The following is a 14554-nucleotide window of genomic DNA, read 5'->3' as shown; positions in this document are numbered from 1 at the left end:
GGTCGGGTCTCAGGGGACGACGACCGTCATCCCCGGGCCGCCCGACCCGTCGCCCAGGGCCGCGAGCGCGGCCGGTGCCTCGTCGAGGCCGACCGTGCGCCCGACCAGCCGGGACGGGTCGAGCTCGCCGGACGCGATGCGCGCGAGCATCGCGGGGTACTCGTGGGCGGCCATGCCGTGGCTGCCGTAGACCTCGAGCTCCCACCCGATCACCCGGCCCATGGGCAGCGGCGGGGCGGTGTCGGCACCGAGCAGGAGGCCCACCTGCACGTGCCGGCCGCGGCGGCGCAGCGACAGGATCGACGCGGTCGCGGTCGCGCGGCTGCCCAGAGTGTCGAGCGAGACGGCCGCACCGCCGCCCGTCGCCCGGTGGACCTGCTCGGCGACGTCGCCGGTGCCGTCCAGGACGACGGCGGCTCCGATCTCGCGTGCTGCGTCGCGGGCGACCGGTGACACGTCGACCGCGACGACCCGGGCACCGGCGGCGACGGCCACCATCACCGCCGACAGCCCGACGCCCCCGCAGCCGTGCACCGCGACCCAGTCCCCCGCACCGACGCGCCCGTGCACGGTGACGGCCCGGTAGGCGGTCGCGAACCGGCAGCCCAGCCCCGCGGCGGTCACCGCGGACATGCCGGGTGGGAGCCGGACCAGGTTGACGTCGGCGTGGTGGAGGGCGACGAGCTCGGCGAACGAGCCGTCGTCGGTGAACCCCGGTTGGCGCTGCCGCTCGCACACCTGCTGCTCCCCCGCGAGGCACGCCGCGCAGGCACCGCACGCGCACACGAACGGCACGGTGACCTCGTCGCCGATGCCCCACGAGCGGACCAGCGGACCGACCTCGACGACGACCCCCGCCAGCTCGTGGCCCGGCACGTGCGGGAGCGTGATGTCGTCGTCGTGCCCCTGCCAGCCGTGCCAGTCGGAGCGGCAGACGCCGGTGGCGGTCACCCGCAGGACGACGCCGTCGTCGGGGCACGTCGGTGCCGGGACCTCGCGGACGGTCGGGAGGACGCCGAACTCGGGGATCACGACGGCACGCACGACACTCATCCTCGCTGACGCGGCCGCGACGACGTCGCGACACTCGCTCGCGTGAAGAGTTCGTTCCGCTGGGCACGACGAACTCTTCACACGAGCAGCTCTGTGCGCGGCGTGGGCAGGCTAGAACGCGCGGTGGGTCCAGCCGCCGGCCACCAGCGTGCCCGCCACCGGCATCCCCCGCAGCGGGGCGGTGAGCGGGTCGGCGTCGAGGACGACGAGGTCGGCGGGCGCCCCGACCGTCGGGGTCAGGCCACGGTCGTCGACGGAGGACTCCAGCGCGGCCCGACGGTCGATCGCCTGCTCGGGGTGCCACGCCGGGCGGCCGTCACGGGACCTGCTGACGGCGGCGTCGACGGCGACCCACGGGTCGAGGGGCGCGACGGGTGCGTCGGACCCGAGGGCCAGCCGGACGCCGGCGCGGTGCAGGGACCCGAACGCGAACGCGCGGTCGGTGCGACCGGGCCAGTACCGGTCGGCGACGTCGCGGTCGTCCATGGCGTGCTCGGGCTGCACGCTGGCGACCACTCCGAGCGACACGAACCGCTCGACGTCCGCCCAGGACACGAGCTGCGCGTGCTCGACGGACCCGGCCGCTCCGGACTCCGCGAAGGCGTCGAGCGCGAGCGCGTTCGCGGCGTCGCCGATCGCGTGGATCGCGCAGCGCAGGCCGTGCCGGGTGGCGTGCGCCATGAGGGGCGCGAGCCGGGACGGGGGCACCGCCAGGACGCCGTGGGCGTTCGGGCCGGTCAGGTCGGCGTACGGGTCGTGGCAGTACGCGGTGCGGGTGTTCAGCGAGCCGTCGGTGATGACCTTCAGCGGTCCCTGCGTGACGAGCCCGCCGATGACGTCGCCGGTGTGCAGGTCCTCGCGGACGACACGGTCGAGGAACTCCTCCCAGACGCCCGCGCGCACGCGCAGCCGGCCGGGTCGGGCGGCGGTCCGCCGGCGCCAGACGGCCAGGTTGTCGGCGATCTCCAGGTCGACCACGCCGACGACCCCGCGGGCGGCGGCCGCTGCGGAGGCGTCGTCGACGAGCGCGTCGGCGACGCCGTCGGGGACGTGGTCGACGACGCCCTGCAGCGGGAGCCACTCGGACTCCCGGAGGAGACCGGTGGGGTGCGCGCCGACGCCGAGGAACCGCAGCCCAGCCGTCGAGACCCACGCGCAGTGCAGGTCGCCGGAGACGAGGACGACGGGGCGGTCGCCGACGGCCGCGTCGAGCAGCTCGGCGGTCGGTACGTCGGGCCAGAGCCCGTCGCGGAACCCGAAGCCGACGAGGGCCGTGCCCGGGGGTGGAGCGGGCGCGGCGGCGACGAGCGCGACGGCGTGCGCGGCGGACGTCGCCCCGGACACGTCCAGCCGCCGGCGGGCCAACGCCCACTGGGTCAGGTGCACGTGCGCGTCCCAGAGGCCGGGCATGACCCAGCGGCCGTCGAGCTCCACCTGCGGACCGTCGTGGACGAGCCCGGGTCCCACGGCGGCGACGCGTCCGGCGCGCACGAGGACGTCCACGGGCGCCCCGCCGTCCACCAGGCGGGCGTCGCGCAGCAGGAGGTCGGAGGTGGTCGGTACGGTCCGCATGTGAGCAACGTAGACGGCGGTTACGACCCGACCTTCCTCGGCCCGCCGGTTCCGCTCCCGGTCCCTGCGCAGGCCGTCCGCGACCTCCCGTCCACGCACTTCACGGTGCTGCTCGACCCGGAGCGCCGGCTCGCCGCGGCGACCGCGGTCAACATCGACGGCGCTCAGCTGGTGAACCTGGAGCGCGGCGACGACTGGCACCTCGACCCGCGCGTGCCCGCCGACGAGCAGGCCGGTCCGGAGCTGTACGCGCGCAACGACCTCGACCGGGGCCACCTGGTGCGCCGTCGTGACCCAGTCTGGGGCGACCTCGTGACCGCTCGACGGGCGAACTTCGACACGTTCGCGTACCCGAACGCCGCCCCGCAGGCGTCCGCGTTCAACCAGGGCGAGCTGCTCTGGGTGGGTCTCGAGGACCACGTGCTCGAGTACGCCCGGACGCTCGGTCACCGGGTGTCGGTGTTCACCGGACCGGTCCTCGCCGACGACGACCCGGTCTACCGTGGCGTCCAGATCCCGCGGAGGTTCTGGAAGGTCGCCGCGTGGGCGTCGTCCGGTGACCTGCGCGCGGCCGGGTTCGTGCTGGACCAGACGCCCTTCGTGCGAAGCCTCCAGGCCGAGGTCCCCCCGCTCGGCGCCTTCCGCACGTTCCAGGTGCCCGTCGTCGACGTCGAGTCGCTGACCGGGATCGACCTGGGGCCGCTGGTCGACGCCGACGTGCTCGTGCCCGTCGGCGCCCGGGCGGACGGCGACCGCTGGGTGCCGCTGACCACCCTGGAGCAGGTCCGGCTCTGACGCGCTCCTAGGGCAGGTGCCGCACGTGCGCGTCGCGGCGGGCGGGCACGACCATCGGCGTCCCGGTCTCCGGGTCCGGCACCACCCGGCAGGCGAGCCCGAACACCTCGCGCACCAGCGGCTCGGTCACGACGTCGGACGGCGGACCCTCGGCGACGACGACCCCGGCCTTCATCGCGACGAGGTGCGTGGCGTACCGGGCGGCCTGGTTGAGGTCGTGCAGGACCGCGACGAGCGTGCGGCCCTCTTCGTGCAGCCGGGCGCACAGGTCCATGACCTCGAACTGGTGCGCGATGTCGAGGAACGTCGTCGGCTCGTCGAGGAGCAGCAGGTCGGTCTGCTGGGCGAGCGCCATCGCGAGCCACACGCGCTGCCGCTGGCCGCCGGACAGCTCGGCGACGTACCGGTCGCGCAGGTCGGCGACCTCGGTGGCGTCGAGGGCGTCCGCGACGGCCCGGGCGTCCGCGGCGGACCACTGCCGCAGGATGCCCTGGTGCGGGTAGCGGCCACGGGCGACGAGGTCGCCGACGGTGATCGACTCGGGCGCGACGGGGCTCTGCGGCAGCAGCGCGAGCCGGCGGGCCACGTCCTTGCTCCTCAGGGCGGCGATGGGTTCGCCGTCGAGCAGGACGCGACCGGCCCGCGGCTTCAGGGTGCGGCCGAGCGCGCGCAGGAGCGTCGACTTCCCGCACCCGTTCGGCCCGATGATCACGGTGAACGAGGCGCGCGGGATCTGCACGGACAGGTCCTGGGCGACGACGAGCTGGTCGTACGCGAGGGTCAGGCCCTCGGCCTCGAGCGGCGGACCGTTCACGCGGGGCTCCTCCTCCACTCGCGGACCAGCAGGAACGCGAGGTACACACCACCGAGCGCGGCGGTGACGACGCCCACGGGGTAGACGATGCCCGGCACGGCGTACTGGGCGACCAGGTCGGCGACGACGAGCACCGCGGCACCGCAGCACGCGGCGGCCACCATCCCGGGTCCCGTCGACCGGGTGAGCCTGCGGGCGATCTGCGGGGCGGTCAGGGCGACGAACGCGATCGGCCCGCTCACGGTGACGGCCGCCGCGGTGAGCAGCACACCGACGACGACGGCCCAGGTGCGCACGCGGTCCGCGGGGACCCCGACCGCGACGGCGACCTCGTCGCCCATCTCGACCAGCTGCATGGGCCGGGTCAGGGCGAGCGCGACGGGCAGCAGCACGACGAGCGCGACCACGATGAGGACCACGTCCGACCAGGCGCGCGCCGCGAGGCTGCCGTTGAGGTACGCGGCGACGACCTGCGCGTCCTCGCGCGTCGCCCGGGCGAGGGCGAGCTGCACGAACGCCATCGACATCGCGCCGACGGCGATGCCGACGACGACCATCCGCAGGGGTGCCCGGAACCCCGCCCCCGAGCCGAGGTAGACCGCGCCGATCGCGAGGCCGGCGCCGGCCAGCGCACCGACCGGGACCGGCACCAGCCCGGGCCAGACGAGCGCGGCCGCCGCCGCACCCGCTGCGGCGCCTGCGCCGAGGCCGATGACGTCGGGGCTGCCCAACGGGTTGCGCGTGACGGACTGGAACATCGCCCCGGAGACCGCGAACGCCGCGCCGGCCGCCGCGGCGACGAGGAGCCGGGGAAGGCGGTTGGTCCACAGCACCCACTCCTGCGCGCGCGACCCGGTGCCGGCGATGACGCCCGGCAGCTCGGACAGCGGGATGCCGAGCCGGCCGGCGGAGAGCGTCACCAGCATCGTGACCAGCACGATCGTCAGCGCGACGATGCAGACGACGACGGGCCGACGCCGCCAGCGCACGGCGACGGCCGGACCGAGGGTCAGGACCGCGGTCACCGTGCTCTCCCGGTCGCGGACCCGTGGGCGACCCCGCCCTCCGGCCCGCTCACAGCCCCACCCGTCCTCGGCGGACGGCCAGGATGAGGAACGGCGCGCCGACGAACGCGGTCACGGCCCCGACGGGCAGCTCTCCGGGCCGGGCGACGACGCGACCGACGACGTCGGCGGCGAGCAGGAGGACCGGTCCGAGCACCAGGCAGTACGGCAGGAGCCAGCGGTGGTCGGAGCCGGTGAACGAGCGCACGACGTGCGGGACGGCCAGCCCGACGAAGGCGATGGGCCCGACGGCGGCCACGGCGGCGGCGCACAGCAGGGTCGCCCCGGCGGCACCGACCAACCGGGTCCGGCCGGCGCGCAGCCCCAGCGAGGTCGCGGTCTCGTCGCCGAGCGCGAGCGCGTTGAGAGGCCGCGCGAGGAGCAGGCACAGGAGGAGGCCGACGACGACGAACGGCAGGACGGCGCCGACCGTCGACGAGGGCCGCCCGGCCAGGGAACCGACCACCCAGGAGCGATAGGTGTCGAACACCTCCGGGTTGCCCAGGGTGATGGCCTCGACCAGCGCGACCAGCACCGCCGAGACGGCCGCACCGGCTAGGACGAGCCGGACGGGCGTCGCGCGTCGGCCCCCGGAACCGATCAGGTACACCGCGGCCGCCGCGAGCAGCGCGCCCGGGACCGCGGCCCAGACCGTCCGGCCGGCCGCCCCGCCCAGCACCGCGGCCGTCACGACGAGCGACGCGGACGCCCCCGCGTTCACACCGAGCAGGCCGGGGTCTCCGAGAGGGTTGCGGGTCAGGCCCTGGATCACGACGCCCGCCACGGCGAGCGCGGCGCCGACGATCAGGCCGAGCTGCGTGCGCGGGATGCGCGACGCGACGACCGTCGACACGTAGGACCCGTCCGGGTGCCGCCACGCGGACCACACGTCGTCGAGCGGCACGGGCTTGGCGCCGACGGCGATGCTCAGCCCGGCGACGAGCGCGAGCAGCAGGACCGCGCCGACCAGCCCGAGCACGAGCGCGCGAGAGCCCCGCACGCGGGTGGCGTGCGGGGCCTCGGCGACTGCGGTGCTCACGGCGGGGAGGAAGGGAGCGTCAGCCCTGGACCTTCTCGGCGCCGGCCGTGATCAGGGGGACGTACTCGTCGATCGCCCACGGCACGCTCAGCGGCGTGGCCACGGAGACGGCCATGCCGAGCTGCTTGTCGATCATGGGGACGTAGGCACCGGACGCGAACGCCGGGATCTGCGCCCAGAGCGGCTGGGCCTCGGTCGCGGCCTGCTCGTCGGTGTCGTTGAACCAGGTGAAGAGCAGCTCCGCGTCGTCGAGCTGGTCCGCGTTCTCGAGGCCGAGCGTGCTGACGAACGTCCCCGGTGACGCCGACAGCGTCGAGACGGACGGCGCGAGCTCCAGGCCCAGGCCGGTCAGGAGCTCGACGCGCGGGTCACCGGGCAGGTACACCGACAGGGCGCCCGGCTGGTCGCCGCCGTAGACGTAGGCGAACGTCAGCCCGGACAGCTCCGGGTTGTCCGCAGCGGCGTCGTCGATCGCGGCCTGGCGCTCCGCCAGCAGCGGCTCGGCCTTCTCCGGGACGCCGAGCGCCTCGGCGGTGATGGTCACCTGGTCCTCGAGCGACGTCTGCCAGGGCTCACCGGGGTAGGCGACCACGGGGACGAACGCGGAGAGCTGGTCGAACACGTCCTGCTCCAGGCCCGACTGCGGGGCGAGCACCAGGTCGGGCTCGAGCGCGACGATCGCGTCGACGTCGAGCTCCGGGTACATCGCGATGGTCTCGGGCAGCTCGGCGCCCTCGTCCTCGACCGCGTCGCGGAACCACGGCTGGTACCCGTCGGCGTCGCCGCCCCAGGTGTCCTCCTCGATGCCGACCGGCACGGTGCCCAGCGAGAGCGCGATGTCCGCGGCACCCCAGCCGAGGGTCACGACGCGTTCGGGCTTCGCCTCGATCTCCGCGGTGCCGAGGGTCGAGTCGATCGACACGGGGAAGATGTCCTCGGACGCCGACGCGCTCGGCGTGGGCTCGTCCGCAGGGTCGTCGGCCGTCCCGGCGCAGGCGGTGAGGGTGAGCGCGACGGCGGTGGCGGAGGCCACTGCTGCCGCGCGGCGGGCGATGCGCACGGGGATGCTCCCAATCGGTCGGGCGACGGTGGAATGAGGCAAGCCTAACCTCTCCTCGCCGCCCGTCCCGTGGTCCGAGGTGAGCGACGCGTCACACGGCGAGCGGCGCCCCCGTGAGCCGCTCGTAGGCGTCGAGGTACCGGTCCCGGGTGCGCGCGACGACGTCCGCGGGCAGGCGCGGCGGCGGCGCGTCGCCCGCCCGGTCCCACCCGGAGGCGGATGACGTCAGCCAGTCGCGGACGAACTGCTTGTCGAAGCTGGCCTGCGACCGGCCGGGCTGCCACAGGTCCGCCGGCCAGAACCGCGAGGAGTCGGGGGTGAGGACCTCGTCGCCCAGGGTGATCGCGCCGGTCGTCGGGTCGGTGCCGAACTCGAGCTTGGTGTCCGCCAGGATCACGCCCCGCTCGCGCGCGATCGCCTCGGCACGCGCGTACACAGCGAGGGTCAGGTCCCGCAGCGTCGACGCCGTGCCGGCGCCGACGGTCCCGACCACGGTCTCGAACGGGACGTTCTCGTCGTGGTCCCCCAGCTCGGCCTTCGTGGCCGGCGTGAAGATCGGCTCCGGCAGCCGCGAGCCGTCCACCAGCCCGGCCGGCAGCGCGATGCCGGTGACCGAGCCGGACACCCGGTACTCCGCGAGCCCGGACCCGGTGAGGTAGCCGCGCGCGACGCACTCGACGGGGAACATCTCCAGGCGGCGGCAGACCATCGCGCGGCCGGCCACCTGCGCGGGGACGTCCGTCGACACCACGTGGTTGGGCACCAGGTCCGCGAGCTGCTCGAACCACCACAGGCTCAGCTGGGTGAGGACGACGCCCTTGCCGGGGATGCCGGGGTCGAGCACGTGGTCGTACGCGGAGATCCGGTCGCTCGCGACGACGAGGACGACGTCCCCCTGCGCCGGGTCGGTCGGCACGTACAGGTCGCGGACCTTGCCGGAGTACGAGTGGGTCCAGCCAGGGAGCTCAGCAGTCACGGCCCCTAGTGTGCAGGACTCAGACCAGGTCGTCCCCGCCGTCGAGCCCCTCCGGGATCGGGAGGCCGACCAGCCGGACCAGCCGCTCGACGGTCTCCTCGACGAACGTGTCCTCGGGCTCGTCCACGTGCTCCTCGGCCAGCAGGCGCCGGACGTGCTTGGCCTCGACGTCGACCGCGCCGACCAGCAGCGACCACTCCGCGAACGCCTCCGCCTCGGCCGCCAGGTCGACCGGATCGCTCTCGGCCGGGTCGTCGAAGAAGTCCCGCGGCTGGAAGCCCAGGTAGAACCGGCCGAGCCCGTCGGGCGCCGGGCGGTACTCGACCGTCGCGATGTCACCGTCCTGCACCTCGATGGTCAGGCTGGGGACGGCGTCGGCGTCGCCGCCCCACTCGCCGCCGCCGTACACGAAGGTCTCGGTTGTGCTCATCCGGCGATGATGGCACCCATGACCCAGAAACCCGTGCTGGTGGTCCTCGGCGGTCTGCCCGGCAGCGGCAAGACCACGCTCGCGCGCGAGCTCGCCCGCGCGACGCGCGCGGTGCACGTGCGGATCGACACGCTCGAGCAGGCGATCGTCCAGTCGTCGCTGGCGGTCCCCGACGCCGCGGAGGCGGGGTACGCGGCAGGAGCACGGGTCGCGCTGGACAACCTGCGCCTCGGCCTGCCCGTGGTCGCGGACTGCGTGAACCCCGTGCGCGCCAGCCAGGAGGGGTGGCGGGGGGTGGCCGACGAGGCGGGCGTGCGGATCGTCGAGGTCCACGTGGTGTGCTCCGACCCCGTCGAGCACCGGCGCCGCGTCGAGGAGCGGGTGGCCGACATCCCCGGGCACCGGCAGCCGACCTGGTCCGACGTCGCGTCGCGGAGCCTCGACGCCTGGCCGGAGGCGACCGTCGTCGACACCGCGGGCCGGAGCCCGGCGGCGCTGGCCGACGAGGTGCGGGCGCTGGTCGGCTAGACCAGCGGGAGGTCGGCCACCGCCGCGGCGATGTCCGAGCGGTAGTGCGAGAGCGGCAGGTCGATCTGGTGGACGCCCGCGTAGGCGGCGGCCCGCGCGGCGGCGAGGTCCGGGCCGACCCCGACCACCGACAGCACGCGGCCGCCCGCGGAGACCAGGTGCGCGCCGTCGATCGCGTCGTCGTCGTCGCCGGCCGCGTTGAGCCGCAGCGCCGTCCCGGCGTGCAGGACGTGCACCCCGGGCAGGGCGTCGGCGTCCTCGGTGCCGGTGATCGGGTCACCGGACCGCACCGCACCGGGGTAGCCGCCGGAGGCGATCACGACGGTCACCGCGGCGTCGTCGCGCCACCGCAGGGGCGGCAGGGTGCCGAGCGTCCCCGTCGCGGTGGCGAGCAGGACGGCGGCGAGCGGGGTCTCCAGGCGGGCGAGCACGACCTGCGTCTCGGGGTCGCCGAAGCGGGCGTTGAACTCGACGACCTTCAGGCCGGACGACGTCAGTGCCAGCCCGACGTAGAGGACGCCGGAGAACGGGGTGCCGCGGCGCGCCATCTCGGCGATCGTCGGGCGCGCGACGCGCTCGACCACCTCGTCGACCAGGTCCGCGGGCGCCCACGGCAGGGGCGAGTACGCACCCATCCCGCCGGTGTTGGGGCCCTCGTCGCCGTCGAGCGCGCGCTTGAAGTCCTGTGCGGGGACCAGCGGCACGACGTCGACCCCGTCGGACAGGACGAACAGCGAGATCTCGGGGCCGTCGAGGTAGTCCTCGACGACGAGGCGACCACCGGGCTTGGCCAGGCACGCCTGCGCGTGGGCGAGGGCCTCGGCGCGGTCGTGGGTCACGACGACGCCCTTGCCGGCGGCGAGGCCGTCGTCCTTGACCACGTAGGGGGCGCCGAACGCGTCGAGCCCGGCGGCGGCCTCCTCGATCGTCGTCGCCACGCGCGGCTCGGCCGTCGGCACGCCGGCGGCGGCCATGACCTCCTTGGCGAACGCCTTGGAGCCCTCGAGCCGGGCGCCCGCCGCGGACGGGCCGAAGACGGGGATCCCGACGGCCCGGACCGCGTCGGCGACGCCCGCGACCAGGGGTGCCTCCGGGCCGACGACGACGAGGTCGGCGTCCAGCGACGTGGCCAGCGCGGCCACGGCGGCGCCGTCCAGCTGGTCGACGGCGTGCAGCGTCGCGAGCGCCCCGATCCCGGGGTTGCCCGGTGCGGCGTGCAGCGCGGTCACCGCGGGGTCGAGGGACAGCGCGCGCACCAGCGCGTGCTCACGGGCACCGGTGCCGACGACGAGGATCTTCACGTGCCGGGAGCCTACCCGGCGGCCTCCGCGGCCTGCAGACGGGTCCGCAGGGCGTCGAGCTCGTCGACCATCGCGAGCGGCAGACGGTCGCCGAACTGCGCGAAGAACTCCTCGGTCAGGTCGCACTCCGCCAGCCACGCAGCGGGGTCGACCGCGAGCAGCTGCTCCAGCGTGCCCGGCGGCAGCTCGAGCCCGCTCACGTCGAGCTCGCCGTCGGCGGGCAGCACGCCGATCGGCGAGTCGGTCCCCTCCACCGACCCGTCGAGCCGCTGCAGCGCCCAGGCCAGTACCCGGGCGTTCTCCCCGAACCCGGGCCACAGGTAGGACCCGTCCGCGCCCTTGCGGAACCAGTTGACGCCGAAGATCGCCGGCAGCGGGATGCCGCGTGCGGACAGCTGCGCGCCGAGCCGGAGCCAGTGGCCCCAGTGGTCGGCCATGTTGTAGCCGCAGAACGGGAGCATGGCGAAGGGGTCGCGACGCAGGGCGCCGACGGGCCCCTCGGCGGCGGCGGTCTGCTCGGAGGCGATCGTCGCGCCGAGGAACACGCCGTGCGACCAGCTCCGCGCCTGCGCGACCAGCGGCACGTTCGTGGCCCGTCGCCCGCCGAACCAGATCGCGTCGATCGGCACGCCCTCGGGCGAGTCCCAGGAGTCGGCGATGGTCGGGCACTGGTCCGCAGCGACCGTGAACCGGCTGTTGGGGTGGGCGGCCGGCGTCTCGGACGCCGGCGTCCAGTCGTTCCCGCGCCAGTCGACGAGGTGGTCGGGCGGCGTCTCGGTCAGGCCTTCCCACCACACGTCTCCGTCGTCGGTCAGCGCGACGTTGGTGAAGATCACGTCGTGCGCCAGGGTCGCGATCGCGGCGGGGTTGGTCGCCTCGCCGGTGCCCGGTGCGACGCCGAAGAAGCCCGCCTCGGGGTTGATCGCCCGCAGCCGCCCGTCGGTGCCCGGGCCGCCGGGCCGCAGCCACGCGATGTCGTCGCCGATGGTCTCGACCTTCCAGCCCGGGATCGTGGGCTGGAGCATCGCGAGGTTCGTCTTCCCGCACGCCGACGGGAACGCCGCCGCGACGTGCGAGACCCGGCCCGCCGGCGACGTCACGCGCAGCACGAGCATGTGCTCGGCGAACCAGCCCTCGTCGCGGGCCATGACCGACGCGATCCGCAGCGCGAAGCACTTCTTGCCCAGCAGCGCGTTGCCGCCGTAGCCGGACCCGTAGGACCAGATCTCCCGCGTCTCGGGGAAGTGCGCGATGTACTTCGTCTCGTTGCACGGCCACGGGACGTCGCTCTCGTCGGGCTCGAGCGGGGCACCGACCGAGTGGACCGCCGGGACGAAGTCGCCGTCGGTGCCGAGCAGGTCCAGCACCGGGGTGCCGACCCTCGTCATCACGCGCATGCTCACGACGACGTACGGGGAGTCGGTGACCTGCACGCCGAGCTGCGAGATCGGTCCGCCGAGCGGGCCCATCGAGAACGGGACGACGTACATGGTCCGGCCGCGCATCGACCCGGCGAACACGCCCGCCAGCTCGGCGCGCATGACGTGGGGCTCCCGCCAGTGGTTGGTCGGGCCGGCGTCGTCGGGGTCGACCGAGCAGATGAAGGTGCGGTCCTCGACGCGGGCGACGTCGGACGGGTCGGAGCGCGCAAGGTACGAACCAGGCCGGAGCTCCTCGTTCAGCCGGAGGAGGGTGCCCGCCTCGACCATCCCCTCGACGAGCGCGGCGGCCTGCTCGGCGGAACCGTCGACCCAGACGACGTCGTCCGGTTCCGTGAGTGCCGCGACCGCCCCGACCCACGAGTGCAGCGCCCGGTGCCGGTGCACACCGGGTGCAGCCGGGACGGTGAGCAGGGGGTAGTGCTCGACGAGCGTCATGACGACCTCCGAGAAAGGATCCAGTCCTTCCACCGTGGACCTCTTCGCCCGGGGATTCCATCACCTCACGCCTGAAACATCCGCGATTCTTTCGATCTGCACAACTCAGGCGTCATCGTCGAGCGGGAGCGGGAGCGCGTCGACGTAGATCCGCACGCGTCGGCGGCCCTCCGTCTCGCCGGCGGCCTTGCGCTCCTTGGCCCGCTTGACCGCGCCGTCGACGACCTCCTGCACCGCGAGCACGACCTCCTGCATCTCCTCGAGCGTCAGGTCCGCCGTCGTCCGGTCGTTGAGCGACGCGGCCTCCCACTCCGGGGTGTCCCCCGTGGTCAGCCATCGCTGGAGCACCTGGGCGCGGTCGGCGACGACCCCCTGCAGCAGCGCCTTGGCGGCGTCCGCGGTCCGGGGGTCGCGGAGCATGTCCCGGCCGTCGAGGCTGTACCCAACCGTGCGCCACCACCGGTCCCGGCCGCGTTCGTGGGCGGGGTCGTCCTCGACGAACCCGTGCTTCTCGAGCTGCCGGAGGTGGTAGCTGGTCTGCCCGCTGCTCTCCCCGAGGTGCCGGCCGAGCTGGCTGGCGGTGGCCGAGCCGTGCTCGGACAGGTAGTCGTACATCGCCATCCGCAGGGGGTGCGCCAGCGCCTTGAGCTCCTCCGGGCCGATGGCGCGGGCCCGGAACGGCAGGGGCTTGCTCTCGCTCATTCGCAGAGATACCTTTGCAGAGTTGTCTTTGCAGAGTTTCCTCTTCAATCGTAGCGGGGGTACGCCATGCCCGAGGTCGCCACGCGGAAGCCGCTCGGTCGCAGGTTCGCCGCCCACCTCACCGCCACCGGGATGGCGAACCTCGGCGACGGCATCGTGCAGACCGGCGTCCCCCTCTACGCCCTCACCCTGACCCGCTCCCCCACCCAGATCGCGCTGCTCACCGCCGCCGCGTGGCTCCCCTGGCTCGTGCTCGGGCTCGCCGCCGGCGTGGTGGTCGACCGTCGCGACCGGAAGGACACCCAGGTCGTCGCGCTCGCCGCCCGTGCCACCCTGCTCGCGGTCGCGGTGTGGCTGGCAGCATCGGGGCAGATGACGATGCCCGCGCTGACGGTGATCGTCCTGCTCTACGGGGTGACCGACGTCTTCGTCGACCTCGCCGGCTCGGCGCTCGTGCCCGACCTCGTGCCGCGCTCCCGCCTCGACGCCGCCAACGGCCGCACGCTCGCCGCGCAGCAGGTCATGTCCGCGTTCGTCGGCGGACCGGTCGCCGGCGGGATGCTCGCCCTCGGCGCCGGGTGGCTGTTCGGGCTCCCCGCGGGGCTCGGCGTGCTCGCGCTCCTGCTCATCGCCACCCGCATCCCCGGGTCGTACCGGCACGCCGCGACGGAGCGACGCTCGGCGTCGTCCGAGGTCCGGGAGGGCGTCGGCTTCCTCGTCCGGCACCCGGTGCTGCGACCGCTGCTCGTGGCGGGCTCCGTGCTGAACCTGGCGAACACCGGCTACTTCGCGGTGTTCGTGCTCTGGATGGTCGGTCCCGGCTCGCGCGTCGGGCTCGAGCCCGCGCACTACCCGCTGGTGCTCGCCGGGCTGGCGGTGGGTGCCGTGCTCGGCTCGCTCACCGCCGAGCCGCTCGGCCGCCGCATCCCCGAGGTCCGGCTCCTGCTGGGCTGCTGGACGCTGAACACCCTGCTGCTCCTGGTCCCCGTGCTCGTGCCCACCGTGCCCGCCATCGCGACCGCGGTGTTCCTGCTCGGGTTCACCAACACCAACGGGAACGTGATCTCGCAGTCGATGCGCCAGCGGATGGTCGCGCCCGGGATGCTCGGCCGCGTGGGGGGCGCCGGCCGGACCCTGGCGTACGGGCTCATGCCCATCGGGGCGCTGCTCGGCGGGCTCGTCGCGGAGCAGTGGGGGCTGCCGGCGGTCTTCGTCGGCGCGACGGCCCTGTGTCTCGTCGCCGTCGCCTACCCCGTCGCGGTGGTCCGTCAGCGGATGGTCGCCGAGCTCGAGGTCGCCGTCCCGGCACCCCTCGCCGCGACGGTCTGACCCTCGACATACTG

General features: G+C 74.6%; 14 protein-coding genes. 3 read left to right on the top strand and 11 right to left on the bottom strand.

Annotated features, from left to right (window positions below; genetic code table 11):
• Window positions 1-9: 9 nt before the first annotated feature.
• Window positions 10-1044 carry a zinc-binding dehydrogenase gene (locus CTE05_RS07375; protein ID WP_146845469.1) on the bottom strand — a complete coding sequence of 345 codons (1035 nt, stop codon included), beginning with the start codon at window positions 1042-1044 and terminating at the stop codon, window positions 10-12.
• 120 nt (window positions 1045-1164) lie between these two features.
• On the bottom strand, window positions 1165-2625 hold the full coding sequence (locus tag CTE05_RS07370) for an amidohydrolase (RefSeq protein ID WP_146845468.1): 1461 nt from the start codon (window positions 2623-2625) through the stop codon (window positions 1165-1167).
• Here CTE05_RS07370 and CTE05_RS07365 point away from each other — a divergent pair, their 5' ends adjacent.
• The gene (locus CTE05_RS07365; RefSeq protein ID WP_146845467.1) at window positions 2626-3420 is read left to right on the top strand and encodes a DNA/RNA non-specific endonuclease; all 795 of its coding nucleotides are present in this window, start codon (window positions 2626-2628) and stop codon (window positions 3418-3420) included. It begins immediately after the preceding gene.
• A gap of 7 nt (window positions 3421-3427) precedes the next feature.
• On the opposite strand, the gene CTE05_RS07360 is transcribed toward CTE05_RS07365, so the two are convergent.
• The 6 genes from CTE05_RS07360 to CTE05_RS07335 form a co-directional block, all read right to left on the bottom strand.
• A complete protein-coding gene (locus CTE05_RS07360) occupies window positions 3428-4234 on the bottom strand; it encodes an ABC transporter ATP-binding protein (RefSeq protein ID WP_146845466.1) in 807 nt (268 codons plus the stop codon).
• Window positions 4231-5259, bottom strand: coding sequence for a FecCD family ABC transporter permease (locus CTE05_RS07355; RefSeq protein WP_246123405.1), 1029 nt, complete (start codon window positions 5257-5259; stop codon window positions 4231-4233). Before CTE05_RS07355 ends, CTE05_RS07360 begins: the two co-directional genes overlap by 4 nt.
• A gap of 49 nt (window positions 5260-5308) precedes the next feature.
• Window positions 5309-6337 (bottom strand): FecCD family ABC transporter permease, encoded by a 1029-nt coding sequence (locus CTE05_RS07350; protein WP_146845465.1) that lies wholly within the window; start codon window positions 6335-6337, stop codon window positions 5309-5311.
• Between the two features lie 19 nt (window positions 6338-6356).
• Window positions 6357-7397, bottom strand: a complete 1041-nt coding sequence (locus CTE05_RS07345; RefSeq protein WP_146845464.1) for an ABC transporter substrate-binding protein — start codon at window positions 7395-7397, stop codon at window positions 6357-6359.
• Between the two features lie 91 nt (window positions 7398-7488).
• A complete protein-coding gene (locus CTE05_RS07340; protein ID WP_146845463.1) occupies window positions 7489-8373 on the bottom strand; it encodes a phosphoribosylaminoimidazolesuccinocarboxamide synthase in 885 nt (294 codons plus the stop codon).
• A 19-nt stretch (window positions 8374-8392) separates the two neighbouring features.
• Window positions 8393-8803 (bottom strand): hypothetical protein, encoded by a 411-nt coding sequence (locus CTE05_RS07335; protein ID WP_146845462.1) that lies wholly within the window; start codon window positions 8801-8803, stop codon window positions 8393-8395.
• Between the two features lie 18 nt (window positions 8804-8821).
• On the opposite strand from CTE05_RS07335, the gene CTE05_RS07330 reads away from it, so the two are divergent.
• Window positions 8822-9331: a P-loop nucleotide/nucleoside kinase family protein gene (locus CTE05_RS07330; protein WP_222595428.1), complete on the top strand. Its 510-nt coding sequence runs from the start codon at window positions 8822-8824 to the stop codon at window positions 9329-9331.
• Here CTE05_RS07330 and purD read toward each other — a convergent pair.
• From purD to CTE05_RS07315, 3 genes are all read right to left on the bottom strand, one after another.
• Window positions 9328-10632 carry a phosphoribosylamine--glycine ligase gene (gene purD, locus CTE05_RS07325; RefSeq protein WP_146845461.1) on the bottom strand — a complete coding sequence of 435 codons (1305 nt, stop codon included), beginning with the start codon at window positions 10630-10632 and terminating at the stop codon, window positions 9328-9330. The genes CTE05_RS07330 and purD overlap by 4 nt on opposite strands.
• Window positions 10633-10643: 11 nt before the next feature.
• On the bottom strand, window positions 10644-12509 hold the full coding sequence (locus CTE05_RS07320) for a phosphoenolpyruvate carboxykinase (GTP) (protein WP_146845460.1): 1866 nt from the start codon (window positions 12507-12509) through the stop codon (window positions 10644-10646).
• 105 nt (window positions 12510-12614) lie between these two features.
• Window positions 12615-13211 (bottom strand): winged helix-turn-helix domain-containing protein, encoded by a 597-nt coding sequence (locus CTE05_RS07315; protein WP_146845459.1) that lies wholly within the window; start codon window positions 13209-13211, stop codon window positions 12615-12617.
• A gap of 66 nt (window positions 13212-13277) precedes the next feature.
• Between CTE05_RS07315 and CTE05_RS07310 the strand changes: the two genes are divergently transcribed.
• Complete coding sequence (locus CTE05_RS07310; RefSeq protein ID WP_146845458.1) at window positions 13278-14540, top strand: MFS transporter; 1263 nt, start codon at window positions 13278-13280, stop codon at window positions 14538-14540.
• Window positions 14541-14554: the final 14 nt, after the last annotated feature.

It is taken from the genome of Cellulomonas terrae, from assembly GCF_007990265.1.
In the GTDB taxonomy this organism is placed as follows: domain Bacteria; phylum Actinomycetota; class Actinomycetes; order Actinomycetales; family Cellulomonadaceae; genus Cellulomonas; species Cellulomonas terrae.
The sequence above is the reverse complement of the archived record's forward strand: the minus strand, read 5'-3'. Positions and strand labels throughout refer to the sequence as shown.